Consider the following 26380-nt stretch of genomic DNA (forward strand, 5'->3'; position numbering starts at 1 on the left):
TCGGGGTCTCGCTCATGAGGGTCCCTCCTAGCGTCGCGTCACGGGAATGCTCGTCCCGGTGTCGCCGCGCGGCACTCGGTGCGCGGCTGAACGGGTGGCTGTCCGGCGCGGGACGCGGAGCGCCGCCGACCGGCGAACCGTCCGCCGAGCCCGGTCCGGCCGCCGAGCCACGCGCCCGCCGCCACCACCAGGCCGAGCCCCACGATCACCCACGACACCGTCCGCATCGACGAGGTCAGCGCGTCGTACACCGCGCCGGCCGCCGCCCGGTCCGCGTCGTTCGCGAGGTCGCCGAGGGTGAGGGAGCGGGCGACGGTCAGCGCGATCAGGAGGGCCGCCGCGCCCAGCGCCATGCCGATCCCGGTCGCGGCGAGCGCGCGCCCGCGCCGGACGGCGAGCAGCAGGCCCGCGACCGTGAACACGAGAGCGGCGAGGGGCAGCCAGAGGCCCGCGACCTGGAGCATGTGGAGTCCCTTGCGCAACTGGTCGAGGTCGCCGGCGGACAGGATCGTGATCTCGGTGTGGGTGACGGGGATCTGCCCGGCGAACGGCACGTGGTCGGACTCCAGTTGCCGCTTGACCTGCTCGGTGACGGGCGCCAGATCGAGCGTGACGTCGCCGGTGCTGCCGTCGTCGAGCGCCTGCTGCACGGCGTCGTGGGCGGCCCGGTTCGCCGTGTCCCAGGCCTTCCGGTAGGCGGCGGTGTCCGTGAACGAGACGACCGCGTCGTGCAGGTACTGCTCCAGCGTCGACTGGAGCGGGCCGACCTGGATCTGCTCCATGATCCCGGTGGTCACCGCGTCCGCCACGGCGCTCTGTACGTCCGGGTCCGTGGCGAGCGGCGCCATCGTGGCGACGTACCGGTCGCTGTCCCCGATCTCGTACTTCGCCCAGGTGGAGAGCGTGCCGAGGGGGACCAGCAGACAGGCGAGGACCAGCAGGACGGCGGAGGCGGTTCTTCGGATCACCGTTCCAGGCAAGGCCCCGGCCGCGCCGCGCGCGACCGGGGTGCCTGCATACGGACTACCTACTTGCGGTTGTAGAGCCGCATCGTCACCGGCCCGAACACCGCGACGAGCACCGCCGCCCAGCCGAGCGACCACAGCACCTCGTCGACCGGCCAGTCGCCCTCCATCAGGCCGCGCACGGCGGACGCGACATGGGTCACCGGGTTGTTGTTGACGAAGGCCTGGAGCCAGCCCGGCATCGTCTCGGGCTTCACGAAGATGTCGCTGAGGAACGTCAGCGGGAAGATCACCATCATGCTGACGCCCATCACCGACTTCTCGGTGCGCAGCAGCAGCCCGAACATCGTCCAGATCCACGAGAACGCGAACGAGAAGACCAGCAGCAGGGCCACGCCCGCGAGCACCCCGAGGACGCCGCCGTCCGGCCGGAAGCCCATGATCAGGCCGACGGCGAGCATCACGGCGGACGCGATCGTGTAGCGCAGGGCGTCGCCGAGCAGATAGCCGACCATGACCGCCGGGCGCCAGATCGGCAGCGTACGGAAGCGGTCGAAGACGCCCTTCTCGATGTCCGTGTTGACCGAGACACCGGTGTACATCGTGATCATCACGACCGACATCACGAGGATGCCGGGCAGCAGGTACTGGATGTACGCGGACGGCGAGCCGGCCAGCGCGCCCCCGAACAGGTACGTGTACATCAGCACCATCATGATCGGGAACGCCGTGACGTCGAAGAGCTGCTCCGGCACGTGCTTGATCCGCAGGACGGCGCGCCAGCCGAAGGTGAGCGACGCGGCCACGGCGCCGGGGCGCGGCGGGCGCTCGGTGGCGACGAGCAGTTCGGCCAGGGAGTCGGCGCTGACCGGCGTGAGTTCCTGGGCGTCGGTGGGGGTGGTCGCGGTGCTCATGCCGTCGCCTCCTCGAAAGACGGTGCGGGCTGGTCGGTCAGGGCCAGGAACACCTCGTCGAGGCTGGGCTGGCCCAGGGCGAAGTTGTCGACGGTGATGCCCGCGGCGGCCAGTTCGGCCAGGGCCCGCGAGGCCTGCTCGGCGGCGTCGCGGTCGCCGGCCGCGACGCGCGCGGTGAGCGCCACCGGGTCCGGCTCCAGCTGCACCTGCGCGTCGAGCACGGTCGTCAGCAGCCGCTGGGCGTCCGGCCGCCGGTGCGCGTCGCGCAGCCGTACGTGGATGGCGCCCGCGCCGACCGACGCCTTCAGCTCGCCCTTGGTGCCCTCGGCGATGACCCGGCCCTTGTCGATGACGGCGATCCGGCTCGCCAACTGGTCGGCCTCGTCCAGGTACTGGGTGGTGAGCAGCACGGTCGTGCCCTGGGCGACGACGGCGCGCACGATCTCCCACACCTGGTTGCGGCTGCGCGGGTCGAGACCCGTGGTCGGCTCGTCGAGGAAGAGCAGGTCCGGGGTGTTGAGGATGGACGCGGCGATGTCGATGCGGCGCCGCATGCCGCCCGAGTAGTTCTTCACCTGGCGGCCCGCCGCCTCCAACAGGCCGAAGGCGCCGAGGAGTTGATCGGCGCGCGCGGCCGCCGGCTTCCTGCCGTGGCCGGTGAGGCGGGCCAGCAGCACCAGGTTCTCGTGGCCGGTCAGGTCCTCGTCGACGGACGCGTACTGCCCGGTCAGGCTCACCCGCGAGCGGACCGCGTCGGCCTCGCGCACCACGTCGTGGCCGAAGACGTGCGCCTCGCCCGCGTCGGGCCGCAGCAGCGTGGCGAGCATTTTGACGGTGGTGGTCTTGCCCGCGCCGTTCGGCCCGAGCACGCCGTAGACCGTGCCGGCCGGGACGGTCAGGTCCACCCCGTCGACGGCGCGGTTGTCGCCGAAGGTCTTGACGAGCCCCGCTGTCTCGATGGCCAGGCCGTGGGTTCCCGTGTCGCTCATGGTCGATGCCCCTCTCGGTACGTCACAGATGCAGACCGGCGGCGCCTCGGGAACTCATCGGCGCGCGGGGCCCCGGGTGGAGCACTGGGCCGAACGGGTGTTTCCTGGACAGGGGGAGCTAGGAGGCCGATCATGCGCCGGACCAGCCGAAAGACTCCGATCGCCGTGGCCGCGGCGACCGTCCTCGCGGGCGGAGTGCTCGCCGTGACAGCCGCCGCGCCAGCGAGCGCGAACAGCGGCGGCGACGTCGTCTGGGGCACCGTGGTCTCGCACGGCGACCTCAACCTCCGGTCCGGGCCCAGCACGTCGGATCCGGTCGTCTACCGTCTCGCGCCGGGCAGCGTGGACCGCATCGAGTGCGCGACGAGCGGCTCGTACGTCCATGGGGACCCGACCTGGTACTGGTTCACGGGCGCCCACGGCTGGGCCAGCGCCGCCTATGTCGACACCGGCGGCCATTCCGTGCCGCGCTGCGACGGCTCGTCGGTGCCGTGCCCGCCCGACCAGCAGCAGGGCGGCAGCCCGAGCGGCTGGTGGTTCCGCTCGGACTACCGCGTGGAGTTCGGGGTCATCTACTGAGCGCGGGCTACGCGTACTCGTTCGACGAGTAGTAGCGGTAGTAGGTCGCCACGAAGGTGGACGCCGCGACGATCCCGCCGAGCACCACCGACCACAGGATCGCGCCGTTCGCGAGGCTCTGCAGGAAGCCGACGGCGATGCCCGCGAAGACCGCCCAGACCCCGGCCCGCGTGACGAAGTGCCGGCCCGCCTGCTGCCTCGACCACTGATGGATGCCGAGGCACAGGGCCGCGACGATGATGCCGGTGACGAAGCCCAGGGCGATGTTGCCGCCGGTGACCTCGCCGCCGTAGCGCTGGATGTTCGCCGCCCAGAAGCCGTACGCGATGCCGGTGAGGACCGGGACGACGACGGCCGCGCTGGTCGGGGAGAGGGTCGCGCCGCCGGTCCGACGGGGCGCGGGTGCCGCGTGCTGAGCCATGACGGCTCCTTTCTCTGGCCCCCCTGAAGCCCCCCGCCCCCGGCTCTCGGGTGCCCCGCCCCGCCTTCCATTGACCGCTCACGGCGCGTGTTCCGCAACATGCGGGGCGGGGGCCGCCGTGTTTCGCTGAGCCCATGAACATCCTGCTCTTCGGCGCCACCGGCATGGTCGGCAGCCGTATCGCCGCCGAGGCCCTGGCCCGTGGCCACCAGGTCACCGCTGTCAGCCGTTCCGGGGCCGTGCCCGCGCCGGGTGCCACCGCCGTCGCCGCGGACCTCCGCGACCCGGCGAAGGTCGCGGAACTGGTCCCGGGGCACGACGCCGTGGGCTCCGCCGTCTCCCCGCCGCGCGACGGCTCCGACCCCCGGGCCCCGTTCCTCGCGCTGAACGAGTGCCTGGTCGACGGTGTCCGCGGGTCGGAGGTGTCCCGGCTGGTCGTCGTGGGCGGCGCGGGCAGCCTGGAGGTCGCCCCCGGACAGGCCCTCGCCGATCAGCCGGGCTTCCCGGACGCCTTCCTCGGCGAGGCGCTCGCGCAGCGCGACGTCCTGGAGTACCTGCGCACGGTCGACGACCTGGACTGGACGTACATCTCCCCGGCGGCCGACATCGGGCCGGGCGAGCGCACCGGCGACTTCCGCGTCGGCGGCGACCGGCTCATGACGGACGCGGACGGCAACAGCCGGATCAGCGCGGAGGACTACGCGGTCGCCTTCGTGGACGAGATCGAGCGGGACGCGCACTCCAGGGGGCGTATGTCGGTCGCGTACTGATCGGGACGCGCCTCGTACAGCGCGGCGTCCTCGCCGCCCACGAACGCGCTCGCGGGCACCGCCGTGCGCCGGATCACGGTGATCGCCGCGTCGTCGGCGGGCGAGCCGTGCCGGTGCGCGTGCAGGTCCTCGGCGATCAGCCGCAGCAGCTCACCGGGCGGCTCCTGCGCGATCCGCGCCGTGACCAGCTCCGCCATCCGTTCCCGTACGGGGTAGAACACGCCGTCCGCGTCCCGGCACTCGGTGACGCCGTCGGTGAACAGCACCAGGGTGTCCCCGGGCCGCAGCGGCAGCCGGGTCGCCACCGGCGCGTCCACGCCGAGCGTCCCCATGCCGAGCGGCAGGGCGGTCGACAGCTCGGGGGTGCGCACCCGGCCGTCGGGGGTGACGACGAGCGGCGGCTCGTGGCCGAAGTCGACGATGTCGACGTACTCCGCCGCCGGGTCCGTCGGGAAGTGCAGCAGCAGCGCCGTGGAGAAGGCGTCGGAGCGCTCGGCGTCCTGGGTCGTCATCCGGCTCCACGCGTTGTAGCGCTGCATCGCGATCTCCAGGCGGCGGGCCACCTCGGACAGGGGCGCCTCGTGGTACGCGGCCTCACGGAACGCGGCGAGCAGCGCCGACGACGCCGAGACGGCGCTCAGCCCCTTGCCGCTGACGTCGCCGAGCACCGCGCGCAGGCCGTGCGGCGAGGGCTGGAAGTCGTACCAGTCGCCGCCGACCCGGGCCGACCGGGCGGCGGGCTGGTAGAAGTCGGCGATGTGCACGGTCCCGATCCGCTCGGGCAGCACCCGCATCACCGCGCGCTGGGTGGCCTCGGCGATCTCCGTGAGGATCCGCAGCCGGCTCTGCTGCTTCTCCCTGCGGCGCGAGACGAGTACGCCGAGCAGACCGCCGGTGCCCATCATCAACGGGCCGAGCACGGCGATACCGCCCGACGGAGCGGGCTGCCACACGGCGAGGCTGATGTACGAGGCGAAGAGCAGGCCGGTGACCGTCGCCGTCGTCATGACGGACGCGAGCAGCCCCACGACGATCGGCACCAGGCCGAACAGCGCGCGGGCCCGGAAGTCCGTGGGCGTGGCCACGTCGAGGGAGGTGATGCCGATGACCATGAACGCGACGAGCACGACGGTCGTGAGCCAGCCGCCCGTGGGCCGGGCGGCTCCGGGCCGTCCGCCACGGGTCGGGGGCTGGTAGTAGCTGCTGGAGCTGCGAAAAGGCATGACCTAAGCAGAGTGCGGGGCATTCGGCGCCCCGAGTAGGGCCTAAGGTCCGTCCCCGCGCGCACGGCGATGAGAGACGCGTCTCATCGCACGGTGCGGTTGCCCGGCACCGGAGGTCTCAGAGGACCGGCACCGTCACGAACCGTGACGTCACGTGCAGGTCGGCCTCGATCCGCGCCCCGGCCGCCCGCAGCGCGTCCCGCCATCCGGCGTCCCCGCCGCGCCCCTGGTGGGCGGTCACGTCGAGCGCCGACACGATGCGCCCGGCCCGGTCCCGCACCGGCACCGCCATCGACCGCAGCCCGTCCTCGGGTCCGTCCACGACCGCCAGGGCGACGCCGCTCGTGCCGTCCGTGCCGTCCCGCAGCACCCGTCCGGCGGCCGTGACCGCCGCGGGCAGCCGGGAGCCGACGCCGATGTCGACGCTCATCACCCGGCGCGGCGTCACCCGAGCGGTGCAGCGCACGGCGTCCACGTCCCGCACGGAGAGCCCCACGGACTCCCCGAGCCGTTCGGACAGCGCGGCGAGATGGGGCGCGGCGATGCGCGGCAGCGTCGTACGCGACAGCGGGGCGCAGCCCAGGCCGAGGACGCGCGGGGTGAGCCGGTACGCGCCGTCCCGGTGGGTGACGTAGCCGAGGTGCTCGTACGTGAGGAGCGCGCGGCGGGCCGTGGCGCGGGGAGGGCGGTGGCGTCGGCGATCCGGCTGAGCGACAGCGACGGGTGCGCGGCGTCGAAGGCGGTGAGGACGCTGAGGCCGCGCGCGAGGGACACGACGGGCGCGTCCCCGGCGGGCGAGGCGGCGGGGGCGGGTTCCCGCGGCGCGGCGGCGGGCTGGGCCAGCAGCCGCTCCATCTCCCGTACGCACGCCTCCAGGGGCTCTCGTACCGCCTCGCCGAGGCCCTGCGCCGAGTGCCGGCTGGTATGGCTGACGACGCTCACCGCGCAGACCACGGCGCCGTCGGGCCCGTGCACCGGTACCGCGACCGCGATCAGCCCCCGCTCCACCAACTGGTCGTCGACCGCCCAGGGGAGCCCACGCCGGAAGACCAGGCCCGGCGCGGACCCCTCGCCCGGCAGCAGATCGCCCACGCGGAAGCTGATGGACAGGGCGCGGCGGCGCAGCACCTGGTGCACGAAGCGGATGTCGTCCCCGTCCGGGACGGCGAGGGAGACGGACTCGTCGAGCGCGTCGGCGAGCCGGTCGGCGAGCGGGCCCAGCAGCCCGGGGACGCGCAGCGCGTCCAGGCAGGCGTTGGCGACGGCCATCAGCGGCGGGGCGAGGGACGCGTCGCGCCCGTCGAGGCGTACGTACCCGAGGTGGGCCAGCGTCGCGCAGATCCGGTCGACCGTGGAGCGGGCCAGGCCGGTGGCCCTGGCGAGTTCGGCGAGGGCGAGGGTGCCGGCCCCGTTCTCGGCGTCCGTGAGGATCCGCAGGACGTCGAGGCCGCGCATCAGCGGGGCGACGGCCTCGGCGGGCGGCGGGGTCACGGACGCGGACGACACTTCGAGCACGGGGCCACCGTAAGCGACGGCGGGCCCGCTCAGCGGCCGAGCAGTTCCAGGACGCGGTCGAGCGTCGCCGGGGCGAGGTGGCGGCGCAGGGCCTCCACGACCTCCTCCGGGGTGCCCCGGCTGTCGATCCTGATTACGCCGTAATCACGGCCGCGCTTCTCCTTGCGGGCGGAGGGGACCGTCGGGGTGTCCGTCTCGCCGGGCAGCGACTGCTCGTCCCGGGGCAGGCGTGCGATGCGGCGGGCGTCCTCGACGGAGACACGGCCGTCGGCGAGCGCCTCCTGGAGGTCGTCGCGGAGCCTCATCAGGGACAGGCGCTGCGAGACGAACCCCTGGGTCTTGCCGATCCGGGCCGCGACCTGCCGCTGCGAGTAGCCGTACGCGGTGATCAGGCCCTGGATGGCCTGGGCCTGCTCCAGTTCGGTGAGGTCGTCGCGCTGGACGTTCTCGATGAGCGCGTCCTCGTCGGAGCGCGTCGCGTCCTGCCGGACGAGCACGGGCACCTCGTCCAGGCCCGCCATCTTCGCGGCGGCGAGCCGCCGGTGGCCGTGCAGCACGACGTACGGGGCCGCGCCGACGGCCTTCTCGTGGTGCGGGTGGGCGGCGAGGAAGACGGCGGCGGGGACGACGCCGAGGGCCTGGAGGACGCCCCGCTCGCGCACGGTCTCGGCGAGCCCGTCGAGGTCGCGCAGCTCGTGGCGCGGGTTGTCGGGGTTCTCGGTGAGGTCGGCGACGCGGACGGTCAGCGGCTTGCTGTCGCGGGCCGCGCGCGGGGCCGGTGCGGTCTCCTGGCCGTCCGTGGTGGTGGACAGCAGCGACGACAGGTCGGTACGGCGTCCCATCAGGCGGTCACCTTCTTCTTGCTCCCGGCGGCCTTCTTGGTACGCGGCTTGCGCGCGGGCTTCGGGATCGCCGCGAGCCCCACCTCGAGGGCGAGCCGGAAGAAGTCCTCGCGGGCCTGGAGGGCGACCTTGTTGGCGCCGTACTGCGTGACGACGAGGCCGTCGGCGCTGGCGCGGGTGTGCAGCTTGTAGTGGCGCACGACGGTACGGGCCAGCGGCCAGCCCTGGCCCTGGACGAACGCGCGGGTCTGTTCCAGGTCGGACTTGCCGTCGCGCGGGTCCCAGTTGTTGATGACGACGCGGAAGGGCAGCCCGCGCGGCTTCACGACCCGCTCCACCGTGCGCTGCGTCGGCTGGAAGCCGAGCGGCTCCGGCTCGACGGGGACGATGACGTCGGTGGCGTTGGAGAGCACGGCGCGCAGCGCGTCGGCCGCCGCGCCCTTGCCGAGGGGGTCCGCGCCGTCGTCCTCGGCGAGGTCGAGCCAGCCCGGGGTGTCGACGAAGACGTGCTGCGCGGACGGGATGCGGGACAGGGCGGCCAGGCCCGCGAGGTCGTCGTGGGCCTGCACGAAGTCGAAGGGCAGGCCGTCGCCGACGCGCTCCGACCACCACACGGCGGAGCCCTGCGGGTCGATGGAGACGGCGACGACGGGCGGTTGTCCGTCCCCGTCCTGTCGGCCCCCGCCGAGGACGTCCGCGGTGACGGCGGCGAGGTTCACGGCGAGCGTGGACTTTCCGACGCCGCCCTTCTGATTGAGGATCACGTGTACGTGTGCCACGAATGCTCCCTGACAGGAGTAAAGGGGTGTTTGGGGCGAGTGTTCGTGGTCACTGTGGCAGCGCCGCCGGGGCGACGCGGGGTGTACACGCCGTCACGCGGCCGGGGAGATGCCCCAGATGTCCGGCGGGACGAAGCCCTCGCGCAGCCCGTCCGCGCCCAGCACGTGCGCGTTGACCTTGTGCACGCGCAGCGCGAGCACCGTGTCGGCGACCCGCAGGCCGGGCGCCTTGTGGGTCAGCTTCTGCGTGTACTCGGGGAGTTGCTCGACGCGGCCGAGCCGGCCGCTGATGAACAGGTTGTGCGGCCCGGTCACCGCGGTGACCGTCCGGGTCTCGCGCAGCCGGGCGATGGACGCCGCCGCCGACGCCACCTGCTCCGGCGGCACCTCGGCGCAGACCAGGCACCACACGGGACGTCCCGAGGTGTGCGGCGCCACCTCGGTGCGGAAGAGCAGCGCGCCGGTCGCCTCCATCCGGGTCAGGCGCCGGCGCACGGTCGACTCGCTGGAGCCGACCTGCTTGGCGAGCGCCGCGACGCCGGCGCGGCCGTCGGCGCCGAGGGCGAGCAGCAGCCGCTGGTCGAGCGCGTCGGGCGGCCCGGACGGCGGCGCGGCCCTGCCCGAGCGAGCGGCGCGAGGGTGCAACTCCCTTACGCGGCGCAGCTGTTGAGGGGTGAGCTGGTTGAGGGGCGGCGGGTGCGCGGAGCCGTAGACCCCCGTGACGACGTGGGTGCGGGTGGCGCGGACGCCGGGCAGCCGGTGCAGCCGCTCGACGAGGTAGCGGTCGAGGGCGGTCGCGTCCGGGCAGGCCAGGAAGGCGACGAGGTCGGCGCCGCCGGTGATGTGCTGCACCGTCAGGACGCCCGGGTCGCCGACGAGCGCCGCCGCCGTGTCGAGGACCGTGCCGGCCGCGCACTCGATCCGTATCCACGCGCTGGTCACCGCCGGGCTGCCGCTGATCAGCGCCCCGGGAGCACCCCCGCCCAGGCGTGGCCGCGCGCGGTGAGGCGGCTCCAGCGCCGGGCGAGCGTCTCGGCGGAGGGGCCCAGCGTCGCCGCCAGCTGCGCCCAGCTGGCGCGCGGGGCGATCTGCAATGCGTGGATCAGCGTGAGGTCCGCCTCCGAAACGGCGGATTCCCGTGTGCGCACGAACTCTCCTCGGTGGTTGTCCCGACTACGCCGGGCAAGTCCGCTGCGCGGTACGAACATGAGCCTCAGGCATATGCATTCAATAGGGCACGCCGCCCCACCGACCATTAAGCGTGCCTTAAATCCGGAATCGGGGGATCAGCTTCATGGAACGGGACGAAACCGTGCACCGACATCTCGTCGGGCGGAGCCGAGAGCTGGCCGCCGTCCTGGCCCGCCTCGCCACCGCCCGCCTGGTGTCCCTGACCGGACTGCCGGGGGTCGGCCGCACCCGTTTCGCCCGCGAGGCCGCCGCGCAGACGCGGGGCGACGTGGTCACGGAGTCGGGCCGCGACCACGACCCCGAGCTGCTCGACGGCGTCGCCGGGCGGCTGCGGCACCGGCTCGCGGACCGGCCCGGCGCGCTCCTGGTCCTCGACGACTGGGAACTGCTCGGCGGCGCTGGCACCGCGTTCGTCGCGTCGCTGCTGCTCGAACTGCCCGAGCTGACGATCCTGGTCGTCGCCGACCGCCCCCGCCATCTGCGCGGCGAGTCCGTGGTGGTCGTGCCACCCCTGACGGTGCCGCCCGCCGGATGCGCCGTCGAGGACATCGGCCGGTACGAGGCCGTGCAACTGGTCGCGGGCGAGCTCGGGGAGGCGGCCGTGGCCCGCGACCCGCAGGGCGTGGCGGCCCTGTGCCGCCGGTTCGCCGGGGTGCCCGGCCCGCTCCTCGAAGCCGCCCGGGAGTGGGCCGTGGGCGCCGATCCGCAGGGCATCCCGCCGGGGAGGCCCAGCTCGGCGCCGCCGCCGACGCCTACGCGCGCTGCTCCCGGGTGGAACGGCTGCTGTGGCGCAGGCTCGCCGTCTTCGCGGCGTCGGACGACGGCTTCGACCGCCCTTCCGTACGCGAGGTCTGCGGGTCCGGGGCGCTGCCCGCGGCCGAGGTGCTCGCGGTGTTCGACCGGCTCGCGCCGCAGCTCCTCGTCGGCGCGGCCGACGGTCACCGCTACCGCATGCCGCCCGCTCAACAGGCTCTGGGAGCAAGGGAGTTGGGCCTCAACGGCGAGCGGTGGATCGCCGTCCTGCACCACCGCAGGTGGGCGCTCGGCGTCGCCCGGCAGGCCTGCGAGTGGTGGGGCGCGGGCCGCCAGGACGAGGCCCGCGCGCTGGCCCTGCGTGAACTCCCCGACCTGCGGGCCGCGATGGACCCGGCGACCGGACCCCTGTCCCCGCACGCCGAAGCGGGCACCTCCCTGGAGATCGTGGTCGCCCTGTGGTTCCTGTGGACCGCGTGCGGCCGGGCCGCGGAGGGCCGCGGCCTGCTGCGCCACGCCCTCGCCCTGCACCGCGATCCCCGCCGGCCCGCGCGCTGTGGCTCGCCGCGTGGCTGGAGCTCGACCTCGGCGCGCCCGAGGCCGCCGACCCGCTGCTCGGCACGGCGTGGGCGGCGGCGGTGCGGGCCGGCGACGACCACTGCCTCGGCCTCCTCGCGCACCTGCGGGGTCGCTGGCGCTGCGGCAGGGGCGCACGGACGCGGCGGTCGCCGAGTACCGCGCCGCGCTCGAACTGATCGGTGACGTGACGGACTTCGGCCCCGGACCCGCCCTGTGCCGGGCGGCCCTCGCCCTGGCCCTCGCCCGGACCGACCCGGAGGCCGCCCTGGAGGCGGCGCAGCCCGAGGCGCCCGGCCCCGGCCGCGCCAGGGACGAATGGGCGGACGCCTGGCTGCGCTACGCGCGGGCCGAGGTGCTGCGCTGGGAGGGCGACGTGTCCACGGCCCGCACCCTGGTGGCGTCGGCGCTGCGTACGCACCTCGCGTACGGCAGCGTGGTCGGCGCCCTGTGCGCGGCGGAACTCCTCGCCGACGCGGCGGCCCTGTCCGGCGACCCGGTTCTCGCGGCCCGGCTGCACGGCGCGGCCGACGCGTCGCGCTCCGGTACGGGGACGCTCGACCCGTACGTGGAGCCGGTCCGCCGCCGCTGCGAGGCGGCCCTCGCGGCCGGCCTCACCGCCGAGCGCAGGGCGCAGGCGTACGCGGAAGGGGCGAGCGCGGGGCTGCGGGGCCTGATGTCGTGAGGAGGCGCGCTCGACGGCGCCTCAAGGGCACCGGGCTTTCTGAGGCCGGCCTCTCGAACACACCTCAAGACATCTCAGGGCGCCTCAAGGATTCGCACGGCGTCGCCAAGTGTCTCGCGGCGTCTCAAGGCGTTCCGAAGACGGAAGGTGTCGCCTCCGTCGGTGTCGCGTCGTCCGCCAGCAGCGCGTTGCCGCCCCACCCCAGCAGCCCCGCCGCCACGAACGCCCCGAGAAGCACCTTCGCCGTCCCGCCGAGGAACAGCGGCCGGGTCGCGGAGGAGCCCCGTACCGTGCCGAGGACCGCGTCCGGCGCCGCCTGGTCGCCGAAGAGCCGCTTCGGGTACGAGGACGTCAGGAGCAGCACGTACGCCGCGACCCGCATCCGGTACCGCAGGACCGCCGCCGTCGCCTCGAACAGCGGCTGCGGCATCCGGCCCAGGACCAGCACGACCAGCCACGTCACGCACGACACCGCCCACCATCCGGCGAGGGCCAGCGCGCCGAGCACCAGGGCGGGCAGGGCGAGCGGCAGCCGGAACAGGACGGCGAGCCGGTTCTGCGCGGTCGAGCGGAGCCGCACCTGCACCGGGTAGCCGGGCGTCGCCGTGAGCTGGAACGGCGGGTAGCGGTCGGTCAGGAGCATCGCGGCGGCGTTGACCCGGGTCTCGTACCCCAGGTACTCGGCGAGCAGCCGCTCCAGCGGATCGGGGACCCGGCCGAACAGCAGCGCCGTGCACCAGGCGGCCGCCGTCACGAAGAGCATCGCGGCGGACAGCAGCGCGAGGATCACCGCGTGCGGCAGCAGCAGGAGCAGCCGCACGAGGACGGTGAACCGGCTCTGCCGTCCGGGCGGCGGCACGTCGAGCTCGGGCAGCGGTTCGGCACCGGGAACCAGGGGGACGGCGCCGTAGGGGGAGGAGGAGGCGGCCATGCCGTCACTCTGCACAGGGCGGGGGCGGGCGGCATCCGCTGAGGACTGTTCAGGTGGCGGGGAGTTGGGGCTCGGGGACCTGGGCGTCGACCGGCTCCGCGCGGCGCAGTGGCAGCAGTAGGAGAGGCGTCGCGAGGATCAGCAGTCCGGCGGCGGCGATCGCCTCGCGGGTCCCGGCGAGGACGCCGACGGCACCCCACAGCGCGGTCGTCGCGGCGGTCACCGCGCTGTTGGTGACCGACCACGCGGACAGCATCCGGGCCACTCGCTCCGGCTCGGTCCGCCGCAGCCGGTACGTCGCGTAGACCGGGTTGAACAGGCCGCAGCACGTGACGAGCCCGAACTCGACGAGCACGGCGACGGTGAGTCCCGCCGGACCGGGACCGATGAAGGCGAGGCCGACGGGCCAGACGGCGCGCGCGGTCCCGGAGGCCACGATCAGGCGGCGTGCGCCGAAGCGCGCGGCCAGCGGCCGGGACAGGCGGGCCCCGAGCAGGCCGCCGAGGCACGGCAGACCGCCGAAGGCGAGCCCGTACTGCCACGGCGCGAACCCCAGGTCGCCCACCAGGAGCACGGTGAGCAGCGGCGCGCCCGCCATGACGAGCCCGTTGAACAGCACGGTATTGAGGAACAGTCCGCGCAGCCGCGCGTCGCCCCAGATGCGGCGCCACCCTCGGCGATGTCCGCGGCGCCGATCCGCTCCCGCGCCCGGCGCGGCGGCGGGGGTTCCGGCGCCCTGATGGCCCGGACGCCGAGCGCCGACAACAGATAGCTGACCGCGTCCGCGACGACCGTCGTCAGCGGCCCGAAGACGCCGATCGCCGCGCCGCCGAGCGGCGGGCCGAGCGCGGTGGCCGTCCACATCGTGCTCTCGAAGCGGGAGTTGGCGGCCATCAGGCTCCCCGCCGGGACGAGCGCCTTCAGGTGCGCGCCGCTCGCCGCCTTGAAGACGATGTCGGCGCCCGCGACCACCACGGAGACGAGCACGAGCTGCGCGAACGTGAGCGAACCGAGCGCGTACGCGGCGGGCAGGCTGAGCAGCGCCGCGCACCGCGCCAGATCCGCCCCGATCATCACCGGCCGCTTGTGCCGGAACTCCACCCACGGGCCGAGCGGCACCGCCGCCACCGCCCCCACCGCGAGCCCGGCCGCCGCCAGGAACGACACCTGCGCCGGTGAACTGTCGAGCGCGAGGACGGCGATCAGCTGGAACGCGCCGAGCGCGAGCGCCGACCCGGCCGTGCTCGCCGCGTACGCGGCCCACAGCCACCCGAAGTCCCGCCCCGGACCGTCGTCCCTCTTACCCGTCATGACCTGCGATCCAAGCGGTGCGGGCGGGGTCCGATCAAACAACCGACGCGCCCTCGCCATACAACCCGTGGTTGTATGGCGAGGTGGATGTCGAGGCCGTACGCACCTTTGTCGCCGTCGCCGAGCACGGGCAGATACAGATCGCCGCGCAGGAGCTCGGGGTGAGCCAGCAGGCCGCCTCCAAGCGGATCGCCGCCCTGGAGCGGCGGCTCGGGGTGCGGCTGTTCACGCGCACCCCGCGCGGCGCCCGCCTCACCCTCGACGGCCAGGCCTTCCTGCCGCACGCGAAGACCGTCCTGCGGGCCGTGGACAAGGCCGCCGCGTCCGTGCGGCCGGGCCGGCGGCCGCTGCGCGTGGACGTGATGGGCACCCGGGTCAGCGTCGCGGGCCTGGTCCAGGACTTCCACCGGGAGCACCCCGACGTCCCGCTCGACGTGGTGGCGACCAAGGGGGACGGGCGGGCCGTGCTCGCCGCCGTGCGGGAGGGCGGTGTGGACGCCGGATTCTGGGCGCGGCGCGTGCCCGAGGACCGGCTGCCGCCCGGCGTGCGCAGCGCCCGCGTCTACGACGAGCCGATGCTCCTGGTCACGGGGGCCGGGCATCCCCTGGCCGACGCGGACGCGGTCACCCCGGCGGACCTCGCCGGGCGGCGCATCCTCATGCCGGGGCTCGCCGAGGGGAGCGAATGGGCTGCCTACTACGCCGAGTTGGCGCGGGTGTTCCGCCTCGACATCGACACGTCGGGTCCGTCGTTCGGCGCGGACTACCTGTTGCGGACGGTGGCCGAGTCCACGACGGCCGCCACGTTCATGGGGCCGCGCACCCCGCCGGCGTACCCAGCGGGCCTGGACCTGCGTACGGTCCCGGTGCACGGCCCGACGCCGGTGTACCCGCACTCCCTGCTCTGGCGCGACGACAACCCGCACCCGGGACTGGCCGCGCTGCGCGCGTATCTGACGGACGCGTACGACGGCCGGCCGGGCGACGACAGCCGCTGGACACCGGCCTGGGACTAGGTGTATTGATCACGAGCGTTGTTGACACTGGCGGGTCTTGATCATGGCGAAGACCTCCGGTGTGGTGGAGCTGTCTAGGACTGCACCACACGGAGGTCTTCGTGTCCCACCGTAATGCCCGGCTGACCGTGCACGGCAGGCGCCTGCTGGTCGAACGTGTCGCGTCCGGCCGTCCCGTCGCCCATGTCGCCGCCGAGATGGGCATCTCGCGGGCGACCGCCCATAAATGGCTCCGGCGGTGGCGAGCCGAGGGCGGGGCGGGCCTGGCCGACCGCTCCAGCAGGCCTTTGACGACACCGCATCGGACCCCGGCGAGTATCGAGGCCGACGTCTGCCGGCTGCGGACCGACCGCAAGCTCGGGCCGGCCCGGATCGGCCCGATCCTGGGACTGCCCGCCTCGACCGTGCACCGCGTTCTGACCCGCCACCGGCTGAACCGGCTGTCCTGGATCGACCGGCCGACCGGCACCGTGATCCGCCGTTACGAACGCGACCGGCCCGGCGAACTGATCCACATCGACGTGAAGAAACTCGGCCGGATTCCCGACGGCGGCGGCCACAAGGCCCTGGGCCGCCAGGCCGGCCGCGTCACCCGCAACAACATGGGTTACGACTACATCCACTCGGCCGTCGACGACCACTCCCGCCTCGCCTACAGCGAGATCCACCCGGACGAGAAGGCCGCGACCTGCGCGGCCTTCCTCACCCGCGCGGCCGCGTTCTTCGCCGAGATGGGCATCACCCGCATCGAACGCGTGCTGACGGACAACGCCTGGGCCTACCGCAAGGGCCTGGCCTGGAAGAACGTCCTGGCCGAACTCGGCGCGAGTGGCAAGCTCACCCGCGCCTACCGGCCCCAGACCAACGGCAAGGTCGAACGCTTCAACCGCACCCTGCTCGAGGAATGGGCCTACCTGCGGCTCTACACCTCAAACGACGAACGCACCGCGGCCCTGGCAGACTTCCTGCACACCTACAACCACCACCGCAGCCACACCGCACTCGGCGGCCAGCCACCCATCACCCGCGTCAACAACCCTGCGGGTCAATACAACTAGGGCCTGTCCGGCGGGTCGTGGCGCGGACCCGGGCGGGCCGCCCGGGTAGCCCACCCGGCCCGCCCCCACATGCGTGACGCCGTCCCCGCCCCCAGGCTCGAACCATGCGCATCCGTACTCCGTTCGTCGCCGCGACCGTCGCCACCCTCCTCCTCGCCACCGCCTGCGGGGACGACAGCAAGCCCGATCCCATGCGGGACGACCAATGGGCCCTGGACGCGATCGCGTTGCCGGACGCCTGGGACACGTCGAAGGGCGACGACACCGTCATCGCGGTCGTCGACACCGGCGCCGACCTCGACCACCCGGACCTCAAGGGCCGCTTCGTCGACGGCTACGACTTCGTGGACAACGACGACGAGCCCAAGGACCTGAACGGCCACGGCACGCACGTCTCCGGCATCGCCGCCGCCCACACCGACAACGGCGTCGGCATCGCGGGCGGCGCCCCCGGCGCGAAGATCATGCCGGTCCGCGTGCTCGGCGCCGACGGCTCGGGCTCCAACGGCAACATCACCAAGGGCATCGTCTGGGCCGCCGACCACGGCGCCGACGTCATCAACCTCTCCCTCGGCGAGGGCGAACTGATGACGAAGCTGCTCCAGGGCGGCATCCTCAACCAGGCCATCCAGCACGCCCACGACAAGGGCGCGGTCGTCGTCGCGGCCGCGGGCAACGACGGCGCCGACACCCAGCCGTACAAGGTCGAGACGCCGGTCCTCGTGGTCGGCGCGAGCACCCGGCAGGGCACGGCGGCGAGCTTCTCCAACTTCGGTGCGGAGCAGGCGGTCTCGGCCCCCGGCGACGGCATCCTCTCGACGCTCCCCACGTACCGGACGAAGGAGACGCTGAAGGACACCTCCGGGTACGGCGAGCTGTCCGGCACCTCGATGGCCGCGCCCTACGTGTCCGCGCTCGCCGCGCTCCTGCACGACGAGGGCCTGAACCCGGACGACATCATGGCGACGATCCGCGAGACCGCCACCAACCCGAAGAAGCTCTCCAAGCTGGGCCTGGGCATCGTGGACGCCGAAGCGGCCGTGAAGAAGGCGGACGACAAGGACGACTAGGCCACCAAGGACGGCCGAGACGGCCGAGACGACCAAGGACGGCGGAGGACGGTCGAGACGGCCGAGGACGGCCGAGACGACCAGGGCACCCAAGGACGGCCGAGACGACCAGGGCACCCGAGGACGGCCGAGACGACCAGGGTGCCCGAGGTGCCGAGGACGACTGAACGACGTCACTCCTGCGGGGGCTCCTCGGGCCCCCGCCGCCTGCGCACCCGCCGCATCCGGAACGCGGCCGCCAGCACGATCAGTCCGACCCCCGCCGCCACCACCGCGATCGCCCCGGACGACACCGACGTGACGTCGACCTCGAACGTCATCGGGTCGCCCCACGGCTTCCCGTCGCTCGTCGTGTAGAGCTGCGCCGTGAGCTCCGCCTTGCCGTTGGCCTTGGCGGTGACGCCGATGGGGGCGGTGTGGCTCGCGGACCCGGCCGCCTCCACGGAGAGCTCCGGGTCGTTGACCTTCAGGCGCTCCGAGTCGCTGGAGGTGAGCCGCAGTTCGAGGCCGGAGACCTGCTGCTGGAGGCCGTTGTCGACGGTCACCGGGATCGTCGCGTCGCCCGAGGTGAGGGTGACGGTCGTCTTCGGGACGAGCCGCAGCGACTCCATGGACGTGTCCAGGAAGTCGGTCGTGCGCTCCTGGAACGCCTCCTGCGCCGCGTCGTCCCGGCTCCGCCAGGCCGTCGACAGGGCGCGCGCCATCGCCGCGTGCACGGACGCCGTGGTCGTCTTCGGGTCGGCGAGCACCTTCGAGAGGGTCGCGAGTCCGTCCAGACTCCCGGCCACGTCCGTGAGCTGGGCGGAGGTCAGTTCCGTGGAGCGCAGGCGCGCCGGAGAGGCGGAGGCCGCGCCGGCCTCGCCCGCCACCGGGTCGTTGTCGGCGGTCCTGATGCCCTCCAGGTCCAGCCAGCCCTCCTCGGTGCCGGAGTCGAGCGCGGCGCCGAGCGCGTTCGCCGCGGTGCCGGACAGGTCGCGGGGCGGTACGAGGACGGGGCGGGTGGTGTCCTTGAGGAGGGTGGCGAGCCGGGTCACGGTGTCGGGGTCGGGGGTGTCGTCGGGGTCCGCGTCACCGGAGCCGCTCGGGGACGGCGACGGGGAGGCCGTGGCGGACCCGGTGGCGGAGGCCGACGCCGACGGGGACGCCGTCTCGTCCGGGTCCTCGATCCGGGCCAGCGCCGTCGTGAGGTCCGCGTCGTACGGCAGCGCGGTCAGCGGCGCGTCGTCGCCGCCCAGCGTCACCGGGTCGCCGTCGGCCGGAGTGAGCCCCGGCCCCGAGGCGAGGACCCGCGTCATGCCCAACTTCGCTCCCAGCGCCGTCACCCGGGAGTCGAGCGCGCCGTCCGCCGGCCAGCCGAGCCCGGTCCGGGTGCCGGTGCCGAGGATCCGGTCGACCCGTTCCTTCGCCCCGTCCGCGAGCCCCGCGACGACCTCCGTCAGATCGTCGGTGTCGCCGGAGGGGTGGTGGGCGAGCGAGGCGATGTCCGTGTCCGCGTACGGGAGCAGCCAGACGTCACGGCCCTCGACGGCGTCCTTGAGGGCGGCGAGCCAGGACCGCGCCGCGCTCTGCCCGGTGCCCTGGGTGCTGTTCTGCGGGTTGCTGGAGCCGTCGCCGCCGGCGACGCGGTAGCCGTTCGCCATGGCCTGCGCGGTGATCACCAGATCCGGGTCGAGGACCCAGCTGACCTCGCGGCCCTTGCCCGCGTCGACGACCTCGCGCAGCCGCCCGCCGTCCGCGAACAGATCGGCGAGCGTGTCGTCGTCGAGGACCGCCTGCGCGCCGGACCCCGAGCCGAGGGCCGCCGCCGTCATGTGCGGGGTCGCGGTCACCGGCCACACGACGGCCGCGTGCACGGGGTCGCCGTCCGCCGCCCGAGCCCCCGTGCCCGGCAGCGCCGACGCCCCCAGCACCATGGCGGACACGACCCAGGCCCGCGCCGCCCTGTATCCCGTCATGTCGTCCCGTACCTTCCGATCCGATCGGTGTCACCCGCCTTTGAGGTAACACCGTGCGGGCGGCCGCCGAGGGGACCGCGCGGCCCGGCGGCGCGTCGGCGTCACCCCTCGACGGCCTCCAGGACCGATCCGACCCGCAGCAGGTTCCCGTCGGGGTCGACGAGCGCGAACTCCCGCATCCCGTACACCGTGTCGTCGGGTTCGACGAGCCGCGGCGTCGCGTACGGGTCCTCGCTCAGGCCGGTGCCGAGCCACTCGGCGTGCACGGCGTCGACGACGTGCGCCCCGCCGTCCAGGTGCAGGTACACGGCGTGCGCGGTGCTCAGGGGGTCGGTGCCGGGAGCCTGGAAGAAGTGCAGTTCGGCCTCGTCGCGTACGAGGATCAGATAGCCGTCGCCCGGATAGTGACCGTCGACGGTGAAGCCGAGGCCGGCGTAGAAGGAGATCGTGCTCGCCAGGTCGCGGCTCGGCATGATCGGGGCGAGGCGGCCGGTGAGAGGGGTGCGGGGCATCGGCGCTCCAGGGGCGTCGGCGGGGGAGCCGATGTCGCCCGATAGAGTGCGGCTCCCGTGACTTCACGTAACCCTCCCGAGCATGACGCACCACGTACGAGGTACCAGGCAGTGACTCCCGAGAACACGCCCGTGGTGTCCGTCGTCGGGATCGGCGCGGACGGCTGGCCGGGGCTGCCGGAGTCCTCCCGTACGGTCCTCGTCGCCGCGGACGTCGTGCTCGGCGGACCGCGCCAGCTCGCGCTGCTGCCCGCGGACTGCGCGGGCGCACGCGTCCCGTGGCCGACGCCGCTGCGCCCCGCCGTACCGGGCCTGCTCGCCGCGCACGCGGGACGCCGGATCGCGGTCCTGGCCAGCGGCGACCCGATGTTCTACGGCATCGGCCGCACCCTCGTCGAGACGGCGGGCGCCGACGTGGTCCACGTCCTGCCCCACCCCTCCTCCGTCTCCTACGCCTGCGCCCGTCTCGGCTGGCCCCTGGAGGACACCGAGGTCGTCACGGCGGTCGGCCGGCCCGTGGACCGGCTCGCCGCCGCGCTGCACGACGGCCGCCGGGTCCTCGTCCTGTCGGCGGGCGCGGACACCCCCGCCGAGATCGCGGCGCTGCTCACCGACCGCGGCTTCGGGCCCAGCCGGATGACGGTCCTCGAACAGCTCGGCGCGGAGGCCGAAGCGGCGTACGACGGGGTGGCGCGGGACTGGAAGGCCGCCCCCGGCGACCCCCTGAACGTCGTCGCGGTCGACTGCCGCCGCGCCCCCGACGCCCTGCGCCTGGGCGCCGTCCCCGGCCTGCCCGACGCCGCGTACGAGCACGACGGCCAGCTCACCAAGCGTCACATCCGCGCCGCGACCCTCGCCGCGCTCGCACCCGCCCCCGGCGAACTCCTGTGGGACGTGGGCGGCGGCTCGGGCTCGATCGGCGTCGAGTGGATGCGCACGCACCCGTCGTGCCGCGCCGTTGCCGTCGAGCGGTCCCCGGAGCGCGCGGACCGCATCGCGCGCAACGCGGCGCGCCTCGGCGTCCCCGGCCTCACCGTGGTGACCGGCGCGGCCCCCGCCGCACTGGCCCGACTCCCCTCCCCCGACGCGGTGTTCATCGGCGGCGGGCTCACGGTCCCCGGTCTCCTGGACGCCTGCTGGGACGCGCTGGCTCCGGGCGGCCGCCTGGTCGCCAACACCGTCACGCTCGAATCCGAGGCGCTGCTCACCACCTGGTACCGCCGCCACGGCGGCGACCTGACGAAGCTCTCCGTCGCGCACGCGGTGCCGGTCGGCGGCTTCACGGGATGGCGGCAGGCGATGCCGGTCACGCAATGGTCCGTAACGAGAACTGAGGCTGAGGAACGATGACCGTCCACTTCATCGGAGCGGGCCCCGGCGCCGCCGACCTGATCACCGTGCGCGGCGCGCGCACCCTCGCGTCCTGCCAGGTGTGCCTCTACGCGGGTTCGCTCGTCCCGCGCGAGCTCCTCGCCGAGTGCCCGCCGGACGCCCGCCTGATCGACACGGCGAACCTGGACCTGGACGCCATCGAGCGCGAGCTGGTCGCGGCGCACGAGGCGGGTCTCGACGTGGCGCGCCTGCACTCCGGCGACCCGTCCGTCTTCTCCGCCGTCGCGGAACAGATGCGCCGCCTCGACGCGCACGGCATCCCGTACGAGGTCGTCCCCGGCGTCCCCGCGTTCGCGGCGGCGGCGGCGGCCCTCAAGCGCGAACTGACGATCCCGACGGTCGGCCAGACGGTCATCCTCACCCGCATCGCCCAGCAGGCCACGCCCATGCCGCCCGGCGAGGACCTCGCCACGCTCGGCGCGAGCGGCGCCCTCCTGGTCCTGCACCTCGGCGCGCGCTACGTCGACCGGATCGTGGCGGAGCTGACCCCGCACTACGGCGCGGACTGCCCGGCGGCGGTCGTCGCGTACGCCAGCCGCGAGGACGAACTCGTCCTGCGCGGCACGCTCGGCGACATCGCGGACCAGGTCAAAGCGGCCGGGGTGCTCCGCACGGCGGTGATCCTGGTCGGCCGCACCCTGGCGGCGTCCCAGTTCCGCGACAGTCACTTGTACTCGACGGAACGGGACCGGCACGCCTGTTGAACCGACCGGTCCTCAGGTGTCGTCGACGGTCGACCGGTGTCCGGCGTGCACCACCCACATGACTCCTCGGCGACGAAGGAGCCCTTGCCGCGCACGGTGACGATGAGGCCGCGTTCGCGGAGCTCCTGTGCGGCACGTCGGGCCGTCCGCCGGGCCACGCCGTACTCCTCAGCCGTGGCGTTCTCGCAGGGGATGTTGAGGCCGTCTCACCGGATCCCGCTGCGCCCCACCACATCCCCCGCCCGGTCGATGCAGATCACGTCCACCGCCACCGGCGCCCCGCGCAGGACGAGGAGGGCCTGGTCGCGGGCCTCCTCGGCCACCAGGTCGCCGAGGGGGACACCGGCCGCGGTGCACAACTGGAGTGCCGCGAGGCCCGTGTTGGCCGCCGCGACCTCGGCAGCCAGCTCCCGCGACGCACCGCCCCTGCGGGCCAGTTCGGCGAGGAAGGTCTTGTCGACCTGGGAGCGGCCGGAGTGGAGGTCGAGGTGGCCCGCCGCCAGTTTGGAGAGTTTCGCGAAGCCGCCGCAGAGCGTGAGGCGGTCGACGGGGTGGCGGCGGATGTACTTGAGGACGGCCCCCGCGAAGTCGCCCATGTCGAGCAACGCGTCCTCGGGCAGGGCGTGTTCGCGCACGACCGTCTTCTCGGACGTCGATCCGGTGCAGCCCGCCACATGGGTGCGGCCCGCCGCCCGTGCCACGTCGACGCCCCGGCGGATCGAGTCGATCCACGCCGAGCACGAATAGGGGACGACGATGCCCGTCGTGCCGAGGACGGAGAGGCCGCCGAGGATGCCCAGGCGGGGGTTCCAGGTGGAGCGGGCGATCTCCTCGCCGTGGTCGATGGAGAGCGTCACCTCGACGTCGCCGCTGCCGCCGTGCGCCGCCGCGACCCGCGCCACGTGTGCGCGGATCATCTCGCGCGGGACCGGGTTGATCGCCGGTTCGCCGACCGGGAGGGGCAGGCCCGGACGGGTGACCGTGCCGACGCCGGGCCCCGCGCGGAACACCACCCCCGAGCCGGGCGGCAGCGCGCGCACCGTGGACCGGACGAGCGCGCCGTGCGTGACGTCCGGGTCGTCGCCCGCGTCCTTGACCACCCCGGCCGTGGCGGACCCCGCGTCCCGCGACTCGACCGCGAGCGCGAACGACGGGGTCTGCCCCTTGGGCAGCGTGATGGTCACCGGGTCGGGGAAGTCGCCGGTCAGGAGCGCCGTGTACGCGGCCGTCGTCGCGGCCGTCGCACAGGCGCCGGTCGTCCAGCCGGGGCGCAGACCGGTGTGCTTGAGTTGGGCGCCGCGCCCCCCTTTCGGCTCACTCGTGGAAGTCATGGAGCACTCCGATGCACGTTCTCGTTCTCGGCGGTACCACCGAGGCCCGGCGGCTCGCCGAGGTGCTGCATCCCCGCGTCCGGGTGACGAGTTCCCTCGCGGGCCGCGTCGCCGCGCCCCGGCTGCCGCCCGGCGAGGTGCGGATCGGCGGGTTCGGCGGGGCCGAGGGGATGGCGGCGTGGGTGCGTGAGCACGCGGTGGACGCGGTCATCGATGCCACCCATCCCTTCGCGGAGACGATCAGTTTCAACGCGGCGCGGGCCGCCGCCACCGCCCATGTTCCCCTGCTGGCGCTGCGCCGGCCCGGCTGGGTGCCGGGGGACGGCGACGACTGGCGGGAGGTGGCGTCCCTGGACGAGGCGGCGCGGGCCGTGTCCGGCGCCGGGCGGGTCTTCCTGACGACCGGGCGGATGGGCCTCGCCGCGTTCGCCGGGGTCGACGACGCCTTCTTCCTCGTCCGGTCCGTCGACGCGCCGGAGCCGCCGTTCCCGCCGCGCATGGCGGTGCTCCTCGACCGGGGCCCGTTCACGCTGGACGGAGAGCGGGAGGTCATCGCCCGGCACCGGATCGATGTGCTGGTGACGAAGGACAGCGGGGGCGCGGCCACCGCCCCGAAGCTGACCGCCGCCCGGGAGGCGGGCCTCCCGGTGGTCGTGGTGCGGCGGCCGCCGGTGCCGGAGGGCGTGCCCGTGGCCGCCACCGTCGAGGAGGCGGTGGCCTGGGTTCAGGAGCCGGTCGTCTCCGGGTAGCGGCGCGACGTCCACGCGATCGTCCGCCCGTCGCCCCGCGCCACGGCCCGCGTCTGCGACGAGCCCACGATCAGGAGCGTGCGCATGTCGACGACGGCCGGGTCGAGGTCGGCCAGCTTCACCACACGCACCGACTCCTCGGGCCCGCCGACGTCGCGGGCCAGGACGACCGGGGTGTCGGGCAGCCGCAGTTCGAGGAGGAGTTCGCGGGCCTTGCCGACCTGCCAGGTGCGGCTGCGCGACCCCGGGTTGTACAGCGCGAGGACCAGGTCCGCCGCCGCGGCCGCGCGCAGCCGCTCCGCGATGACCTCCCACGGCTTGAGCCGGTCGGAGAGGGAGATCGTGGCGTAGTCGTGGCCGAGCGGGGCGCCCGCCTTCGCCGCCGCCGCGTTGGCGGCGGTCACGCCCGGCAGGACCCGTACGGGAAGGTCCGTGTACCGGTCCTCGCAGGCCACTTCGAGGACGGCCGTCGCCATCGCGAAGACGCCCGGGTCGCCGCCGGAGACCACCGCGACGCGGTGACCGCGCCGGGCCAGGTCGAGGGCGAACTCGGCGCGCTCCGACTCGACCTTGTTGTCCGAGCCGTGGCGCACCTGGCCGGGCCGGACCGGCACCCGGTCGAGGTAGGTGGTGTAGCCGACGAGGACGTCGGCGTTGGCGAGGGCGCCGCGCGACTCCGGCGTCAGCCACGGCGCGCCCGCGGGCCCGGTGCCGACGACCACGACCTCCCCGCGGCCGGGCGCCTGCGCCGGTGCCGCGTCGATCCGCGACGGCAGGACGGCGACCGAGAAGTACGGGACCGAGTCCGGGTCGACGTCGGCGAGAGCGCCGGTGCGCTCGCCCGCCATGAAGGCCCGCTCGACGTACCGCGCGTCGTCCAGCCGGCCCGAACGCTCCAGCGCCGCGCGGACCTTGGGGAACGTACGGCCCATCTTCATGACGACCGCGGAGTCGGCGGCGGCGATCCGCGCCGTCAGCTCGTCCTCGGGCAGCGTGCCCGGGATGATCGTCAGCGTCTCCTTGTCCTCGCAGAGCGGCTCTCCGAGCCGGGCCGCCGCCGCGCTGATCGAGGTGACGCCGGGGATGACCGTGGTGTCGTAGCGGTCCGCGAGGCGCTTGTGCATGTGCTGGTACGAGCCGTAGAACAGCGGGTCGCCCTCGGCGAGGACGGCGACCGTGCGGCCCGCGTCGAGGTGCGCGGCGAGCGTCGCGGCGGCCTCGGCGTAGAAGTCGTCGAGCGCCCCGCGGTAGCCGCCGGGGTGATCCGTGGTCTCGACGGTGAGCGGGTACATCAGCCGCTCCTCGATCTGCTCCTCGCGGATGTGCTCCGCGGCGATCGAGCGGGCGATGGACCGGCCGTGCCGGGCGCAGTGGTACGCGATCACGTCCGCCTCGGCGATGGCCTTCACCGCGGCGACCGTCATCAGGTTCGGGTCGCCGGGGCCGAGCCCGACCCCGTACAGCTTGCCGCTCATGCGCGGTCCTCCAGGATCTCGGCCTCGGTGGCGATGGCGTTGAGGGCGGCCGCCGTGATGGCGCTGCCGCCGCGCCGGCCCCGTACGACGAGGTACTCCAGGCCCAGCTCGGCCGCGTCCGCGGCCAGGGCGTCCTTGGACTCGGCCGCGCCGACGAAGCCGACGGGTATGCCGAGGACGGCCGCCGGACGCGGGGCGCCCTTGCGGATCATCTCCAGGAGGTGGAACAGGGCGGTGGGCGCGTTGCCGATGGCGACGACGGAACCGTCGAGGCGCTCGCGCCAGAGTTCGAGCGCGGCGGCACTGCGGGTCGTCCCCAACTCGGCTGCCAGCGCCGGTACATGGGGATCGCGCAGGGTGCACACGACGTCGTTGTCGGCGGGCAGCCGCTTGCGCGTGACGCCGCTCGCGACCATGTGGGCGTCGCAGAGGATCGGGGCGCCCGCGCGCAGGGCGGCGCGGGCCGCGGCCACGACGCCGGACGAGTGGCCGATGTCCTGGACGAGATCCACCTGGCCGCAGGCGTGGATCATGCGGACCGCGACCTGGGCGACGTCGGCCGGCAGACCGGCGAGGCCGTCCGCCGCCTCGGCGCGGATGGTGGCAAAGGACTCGCGGTAGATCGCCGCGCCGTCCTTCTCGTATGCATACACGGGGATCGGCTCTCTCACGGG

At 74.2% G+C, this 26380-nt stretch carries 26 protein-coding genes and 3 pseudogenes; 10 read left to right on the forward strand and 19 right to left on the reverse strand.

The features are described from left to right. Nucleotides 1–38 precede the first annotated feature (38 nt). From V2W30_RS20595 to V2W30_RS20605, 3 genes are read right to left on the reverse strand one after another with little or no spacing between them, the layout of a single operon-like run. The gene (locus V2W30_RS20595) at nucleotides 39–968 is read right to left on the reverse strand and encodes a hypothetical protein (RefSeq protein ID WP_338698547.1); all 930 of its coding nucleotides are present in this window, start codon (nucleotides 966–968) and stop codon (nucleotides 39–41) included. Nucleotides 969–1027: 59 nt separating this feature from the next. Continuing rightward, nucleotides 1028–1879 carry an ABC transporter permease gene (locus V2W30_RS20600; RefSeq protein WP_338698548.1) on the reverse strand — a complete coding sequence of 284 codons (852 nt, stop codon included), beginning with the start codon at nucleotides 1877–1879 and terminating at the stop codon, nucleotides 1028–1030. Beyond that, complete coding sequence (locus V2W30_RS20605; RefSeq protein ID WP_338698549.1) at nucleotides 1876–2868, reverse strand: ATP-binding cassette domain-containing protein; 993 nt, start codon at nucleotides 2866–2868, stop codon at nucleotides 1876–1878. The genes V2W30_RS20600 and V2W30_RS20605 overlap by 4 nt, the downstream gene beginning before the upstream one ends. 132 nt (nucleotides 2869–3000) lie before the next feature. Here V2W30_RS20605 and V2W30_RS20610 point away from each other — a divergent pair, with 132 nt between their 5' ends. Further along, nucleotides 3001–3447, forward strand: coding sequence for an SH3 domain-containing protein (locus V2W30_RS20610; protein ID WP_338698550.1), 447 nt, complete (start codon nucleotides 3001–3003; stop codon nucleotides 3445–3447). 7 nt (nucleotides 3448–3454) lie between these two features. On the opposite strand, the gene V2W30_RS20615 is transcribed toward V2W30_RS20610, so the two are convergent. Further along, a complete protein-coding gene (locus tag V2W30_RS20615; protein WP_338698551.1) occupies nucleotides 3455–3868 on the reverse strand; it encodes a hypothetical protein in 414 nt (137 codons plus the stop codon). Nucleotides 3869–4002: 134 nt separating this feature from the next. On the opposite strand from V2W30_RS20615, the gene V2W30_RS20620 reads away from it, so the two are divergent. Continuing rightward, nucleotides 4003–4638 (forward strand): NAD(P)-dependent oxidoreductase, encoded by a 636-nt coding sequence (locus V2W30_RS20620; protein ID WP_338698553.1) that lies wholly within the window; start codon nucleotides 4003–4005, stop codon nucleotides 4636–4638. On the opposite strand, the gene V2W30_RS20625 is transcribed toward V2W30_RS20620, so the two are convergent. From V2W30_RS20625 to V2W30_RS20660, 7 genes and pseudogenes are all read right to left on the reverse strand, one after another. Further along, a complete protein-coding gene (locus tag V2W30_RS20625) occupies nucleotides 4566–5861 on the reverse strand; it encodes a PP2C family protein-serine/threonine phosphatase (protein WP_338698555.1) in 1296 nt (431 codons plus the stop codon). The genes V2W30_RS20620 and V2W30_RS20625 overlap by 73 nt on opposite strands. A 118-nt stretch (nucleotides 5862–5979) precedes the next feature. Then, nucleotides 5980–7316, reverse strand: a pseudogene (locus V2W30_RS20635) (IclR family transcriptional regulator domain-containing protein). A gap of 89 nt (nucleotides 7317–7405) precedes the next feature. Continuing rightward, nucleotides 7406–8218 (reverse strand): ParB/RepB/Spo0J family partition protein, encoded by an 813-nt coding sequence (locus tag V2W30_RS20640; protein ID WP_338698559.1) that lies wholly within the window; start codon nucleotides 8216–8218, stop codon nucleotides 7406–7408. Then, nucleotides 8218–8997 (reverse strand): ParA family protein, encoded by a 780-nt coding sequence (locus V2W30_RS20645; protein WP_338698560.1) that lies wholly within the window; start codon nucleotides 8995–8997, stop codon nucleotides 8218–8220. Before V2W30_RS20645 ends, V2W30_RS20640 begins: the two co-directional genes overlap by 1 nt. A 93-nt stretch (nucleotides 8998–9090) precedes the next feature. After that, nucleotides 9091–9939, reverse strand: a complete 849-nt coding sequence (locus V2W30_RS20650; RefSeq protein WP_338698561.1) for an Lrp/AsnC ligand binding domain-containing protein — start codon at nucleotides 9937–9939, stop codon at nucleotides 9091–9093. A 17-nt stretch (nucleotides 9940–9956) separates the two neighbouring features. Beyond that, complete coding sequence (locus tag V2W30_RS20655) at nucleotides 9957–10145, reverse strand: AsnC family protein (protein ID WP_338698562.1); 189 nt, start codon at nucleotides 10143–10145, stop codon at nucleotides 9957–9959. Nucleotides 10146–10252: 107 nt separating this feature from the next. Beyond that, nucleotides 10253–10759 (reverse strand): hypothetical protein, encoded by a 507-nt coding sequence (locus tag V2W30_RS20660; protein WP_338698564.1) that lies wholly within the window; start codon nucleotides 10757–10759, stop codon nucleotides 10253–10255. 113 nt (nucleotides 10760–10872) lie between these two features. Here V2W30_RS20660 and V2W30_RS20665 point away from each other — a divergent pair, with 113 nt between their 5' ends. Together V2W30_RS20665 and V2W30_RS20670 are read left to right on the forward strand one after the other, a co-directional pair. After that, nucleotides 10873–11703, forward strand: coding sequence for a hypothetical protein (locus V2W30_RS20665; protein WP_338698566.1), 831 nt, complete (start codon nucleotides 10873–10875; stop codon nucleotides 11701–11703). Nucleotide 11704: 1 nt separating this feature from the next. Continuing rightward, nucleotides 11705–12202: a hypothetical protein gene (locus V2W30_RS20670; protein WP_338698567.1), complete on the forward strand. Its 498-nt coding sequence runs from the start codon at nucleotides 11705–11707 to the stop codon at nucleotides 12200–12202. A gap of 124 nt (nucleotides 12203–12326) precedes the next feature. Here V2W30_RS20670 and V2W30_RS20675 read toward each other — a convergent pair whose 3' ends face one another. Both V2W30_RS20675 and V2W30_RS20680 read right to left on the reverse strand, forming a co-directional pair. Then, nucleotides 12327–13133: a DUF4389 domain-containing protein gene (locus V2W30_RS20675; RefSeq protein ID WP_338698568.1), complete on the reverse strand. Its 807-nt coding sequence runs from the start codon at nucleotides 13131–13133 to the stop codon at nucleotides 12327–12329. A 49-nt stretch (nucleotides 13134–13182) separates the two neighbouring features. Continuing rightward, nucleotides 13183–14444, reverse strand: a pseudogene (locus V2W30_RS20680) (MFS transporter). 83 nt (nucleotides 14445–14527) lie between these two features. Between V2W30_RS20680 and V2W30_RS20685 the strand changes: the two are divergent. From V2W30_RS20685 to V2W30_RS20695, 3 genes are all read left to right on the forward strand, one after another. Beyond that, nucleotides 14528–15460 (forward strand): LysR family transcriptional regulator, encoded by a 933-nt coding sequence (locus V2W30_RS20685; RefSeq protein WP_338703706.1) that lies wholly within the window; start codon nucleotides 14528–14530, stop codon nucleotides 15458–15460. A 101-nt stretch (nucleotides 15461–15561) separates the two neighbouring features. Beyond that, the gene (locus tag V2W30_RS20690; protein ID WP_338698569.1) at nucleotides 15562–16518 is read left to right on the forward strand and encodes an IS481 family transposase; all 957 of its coding nucleotides are present in this window, start codon (nucleotides 15562–15564) and stop codon (nucleotides 16516–16518) included. 104 nt (nucleotides 16519–16622) lie between these two features. Beyond that, nucleotides 16623–17588, forward strand: a complete 966-nt coding sequence (locus V2W30_RS20695; RefSeq protein ID WP_338698570.1) for a S8 family peptidase — start codon at nucleotides 16623–16625, stop codon at nucleotides 17586–17588. A gap of 173 nt (nucleotides 17589–17761) precedes the next feature. Here the strand turns inward: V2W30_RS20695 and V2W30_RS20700 are convergent, their stop codons facing one another. After that, nucleotides 17762–19543, reverse strand: a complete 1782-nt coding sequence (locus V2W30_RS20700; protein WP_338698571.1) for a DUF6049 family protein — start codon at nucleotides 19541–19543, stop codon at nucleotides 17762–17764. 101 nt (nucleotides 19544–19644) lie between these two features. Next, nucleotides 19645–20055, reverse strand: a complete 411-nt coding sequence (locus V2W30_RS20705) for a VOC family protein (protein ID WP_338698573.1) — start codon at nucleotides 20053–20055, stop codon at nucleotides 19645–19647. A 111-nt stretch (nucleotides 20056–20166) separates the two neighbouring features. Between V2W30_RS20705 and cbiE the strand changes: the two genes are divergently transcribed. Both cbiE and cobM read left to right on the forward strand, forming a co-directional pair. Then, nucleotides 20167–21405: a precorrin-6y C5,15-methyltransferase (decarboxylating) subunit CbiE gene (gene cbiE, locus V2W30_RS20710; protein ID WP_338698575.1), complete on the forward strand. Its 1239-nt coding sequence runs from the start codon at nucleotides 20167–20169 to the stop codon at nucleotides 21403–21405. Further along, nucleotides 21402–22151, forward strand: coding sequence for a precorrin-4 C(11)-methyltransferase (cobM, locus tag V2W30_RS20715; protein WP_338698577.1), 750 nt, complete (start codon nucleotides 21402–21404; stop codon nucleotides 22149–22151). Before cbiE ends, cobM begins: the two co-directional genes overlap by 4 nt. Here the strand turns inward: cobM and V2W30_RS20720 are convergent. After that, a pseudogene (locus V2W30_RS20720) lies at nucleotides 22112–22345 on the reverse strand (GntR family transcriptional regulator); the annotation flags it as partial. The gene cobM and the pseudogene V2W30_RS20720 overlap by 40 nt on opposite strands. Before the next feature lie 12 nt (nucleotides 22346–22357). Continuing rightward, complete coding sequence (locus V2W30_RS20725; RefSeq protein ID WP_338698579.1) at nucleotides 22358–23482, reverse strand: cobalt-precorrin-5B (C(1))-methyltransferase; 1125 nt, start codon at nucleotides 23480–23482, stop codon at nucleotides 22358–22360. A gap of 11 nt (nucleotides 23483–23493) precedes the next feature. On the opposite strand from V2W30_RS20725, the gene V2W30_RS20730 reads away from it, so the two are divergent. Next, nucleotides 23494–24231: a cobalt-precorrin-6A reductase gene (locus tag V2W30_RS20730; protein ID WP_338698581.1), complete on the forward strand. Its 738-nt coding sequence runs from the start codon at nucleotides 23494–23496 to the stop codon at nucleotides 24229–24231. On the opposite strand, the gene V2W30_RS20735 is transcribed toward V2W30_RS20730, so the two are convergent. After that, entirely contained in the window at nucleotides 24207–25706 is a 1500-nt protein-coding gene (locus tag V2W30_RS20735) for a precorrin-2 C(20)-methyltransferase (protein ID WP_338698582.1), read from the reverse strand. The genes V2W30_RS20730 and V2W30_RS20735 overlap by 25 nt on opposite strands. Further along, nucleotides 25703–26359: a precorrin-8X methylmutase gene (locus V2W30_RS20740; RefSeq protein ID WP_338698584.1), complete on the reverse strand. Its 657-nt coding sequence runs from the start codon at nucleotides 26357–26359 to the stop codon at nucleotides 25703–25705. The genes V2W30_RS20735 and V2W30_RS20740 overlap by 4 nt, the downstream gene beginning before the upstream one ends. Between the last annotated feature and the right edge of the window lie 21 nt (nucleotides 26360–26380).

The organism is Streptomyces sp. Q6, from assembly GCF_036967205.1.
Taxonomy (GTDB): domain Bacteria; phylum Actinomycetota; class Actinomycetes; order Streptomycetales; family Streptomycetaceae; genus Streptomyces; species Streptomyces citrinus.

What these genes read in the sequence shown, in the direction of transcription:
- V2W30_RS20600 (WP_338698548.1), bottom strand. Translation starts at nt 1,879, where the DNA reads ATGAGCACCGCGACCACCCCCACCGACGCCCAGGAACTCACGCCGGTC.
- V2W30_RS20605 (WP_338698549.1), bottom strand. Translation starts at nt 2,868, where the DNA reads ATGAGCGACACGGGAACCCACGGCCTGGCCATCGAGACAGCGGGGCTC.
- V2W30_RS20610 (WP_338698550.1), top strand. Translation starts at nt 3,001, where the DNA reads ATGCGCCGGACCAGCCGAAAGACTCCGATCGCCGTGGCCGCGGCGACC.
- V2W30_RS20615 (WP_338698551.1), bottom strand. Translation starts at nt 3,868, where the DNA reads ATGGCTCAGCACGCGGCACCCGCGCCCCGTCGGACCGGCGGCGCGACC.
- V2W30_RS20620 (WP_338698553.1), top strand. Translation starts at nt 4,003, where the DNA reads ATGAACATCCTGCTCTTCGGCGCCACCGGCATGGTCGGCAGCCGTATC.
- V2W30_RS20625 (WP_338698555.1), bottom strand. Translation starts at nt 5,861, where the DNA reads ATGCCTTTTCGCAGCTCCAGCAGCTACTACCAGCCCCCGACCCGTGGC.
- V2W30_RS20640 (WP_338698559.1), bottom strand. Translation starts at nt 8,218, where the DNA reads ATGGGACGCCGTACCGACCTGTCGTCGCTGCTGTCCACCACCACGGAC.
- V2W30_RS20675 (WP_338698568.1), bottom strand. Translation starts at nt 13,133, where the DNA reads ATGGCCGCCTCCTCCTCCCCCTACGGCGCCGTCCCCCTGGTTCCCGGT.
- V2W30_RS20695 (WP_338698570.1), top strand. Translation starts at nt 16,623, where the DNA reads ATGCGCATCCGTACTCCGTTCGTCGCCGCGACCGTCGCCACCCTCCTC.
- V2W30_RS20700 (WP_338698571.1), bottom strand. Translation starts at nt 19,543, where the DNA reads ATGACGGGATACAGGGCGGCGCGGGCCTGGGTCGTGTCCGCCATGGTG.
- V2W30_RS20705 (WP_338698573.1), bottom strand. Translation starts at nt 20,055, where the DNA reads ATGCCCCGCACCCCTCTCACCGGCCGCCTCGCCCCGATCATGCCGAGC.
- cobM (WP_338698577.1), top strand. Translation starts at nt 21,402, where the DNA reads ATGACCGTCCACTTCATCGGAGCGGGCCCCGGCGCCGCCGACCTGATC.
- V2W30_RS20725 (WP_338698579.1), bottom strand. Translation starts at nt 23,482, where the DNA reads ATGACTTCCACGAGTGAGCCGAAAGGGGGGCGCGGCGCCCAACTCAAG.
- V2W30_RS20730 (WP_338698581.1), top strand. Translation starts at nt 23,494, where the DNA reads ATGCACGTTCTCGTTCTCGGCGGTACCACCGAGGCCCGGCGGCTCGCC.
- V2W30_RS20735 (WP_338698582.1), bottom strand. Translation starts at nt 25,706, where the DNA reads ATGAGCGGCAAGCTGTACGGGGTCGGGCTCGGCCCCGGCGACCCGAAC.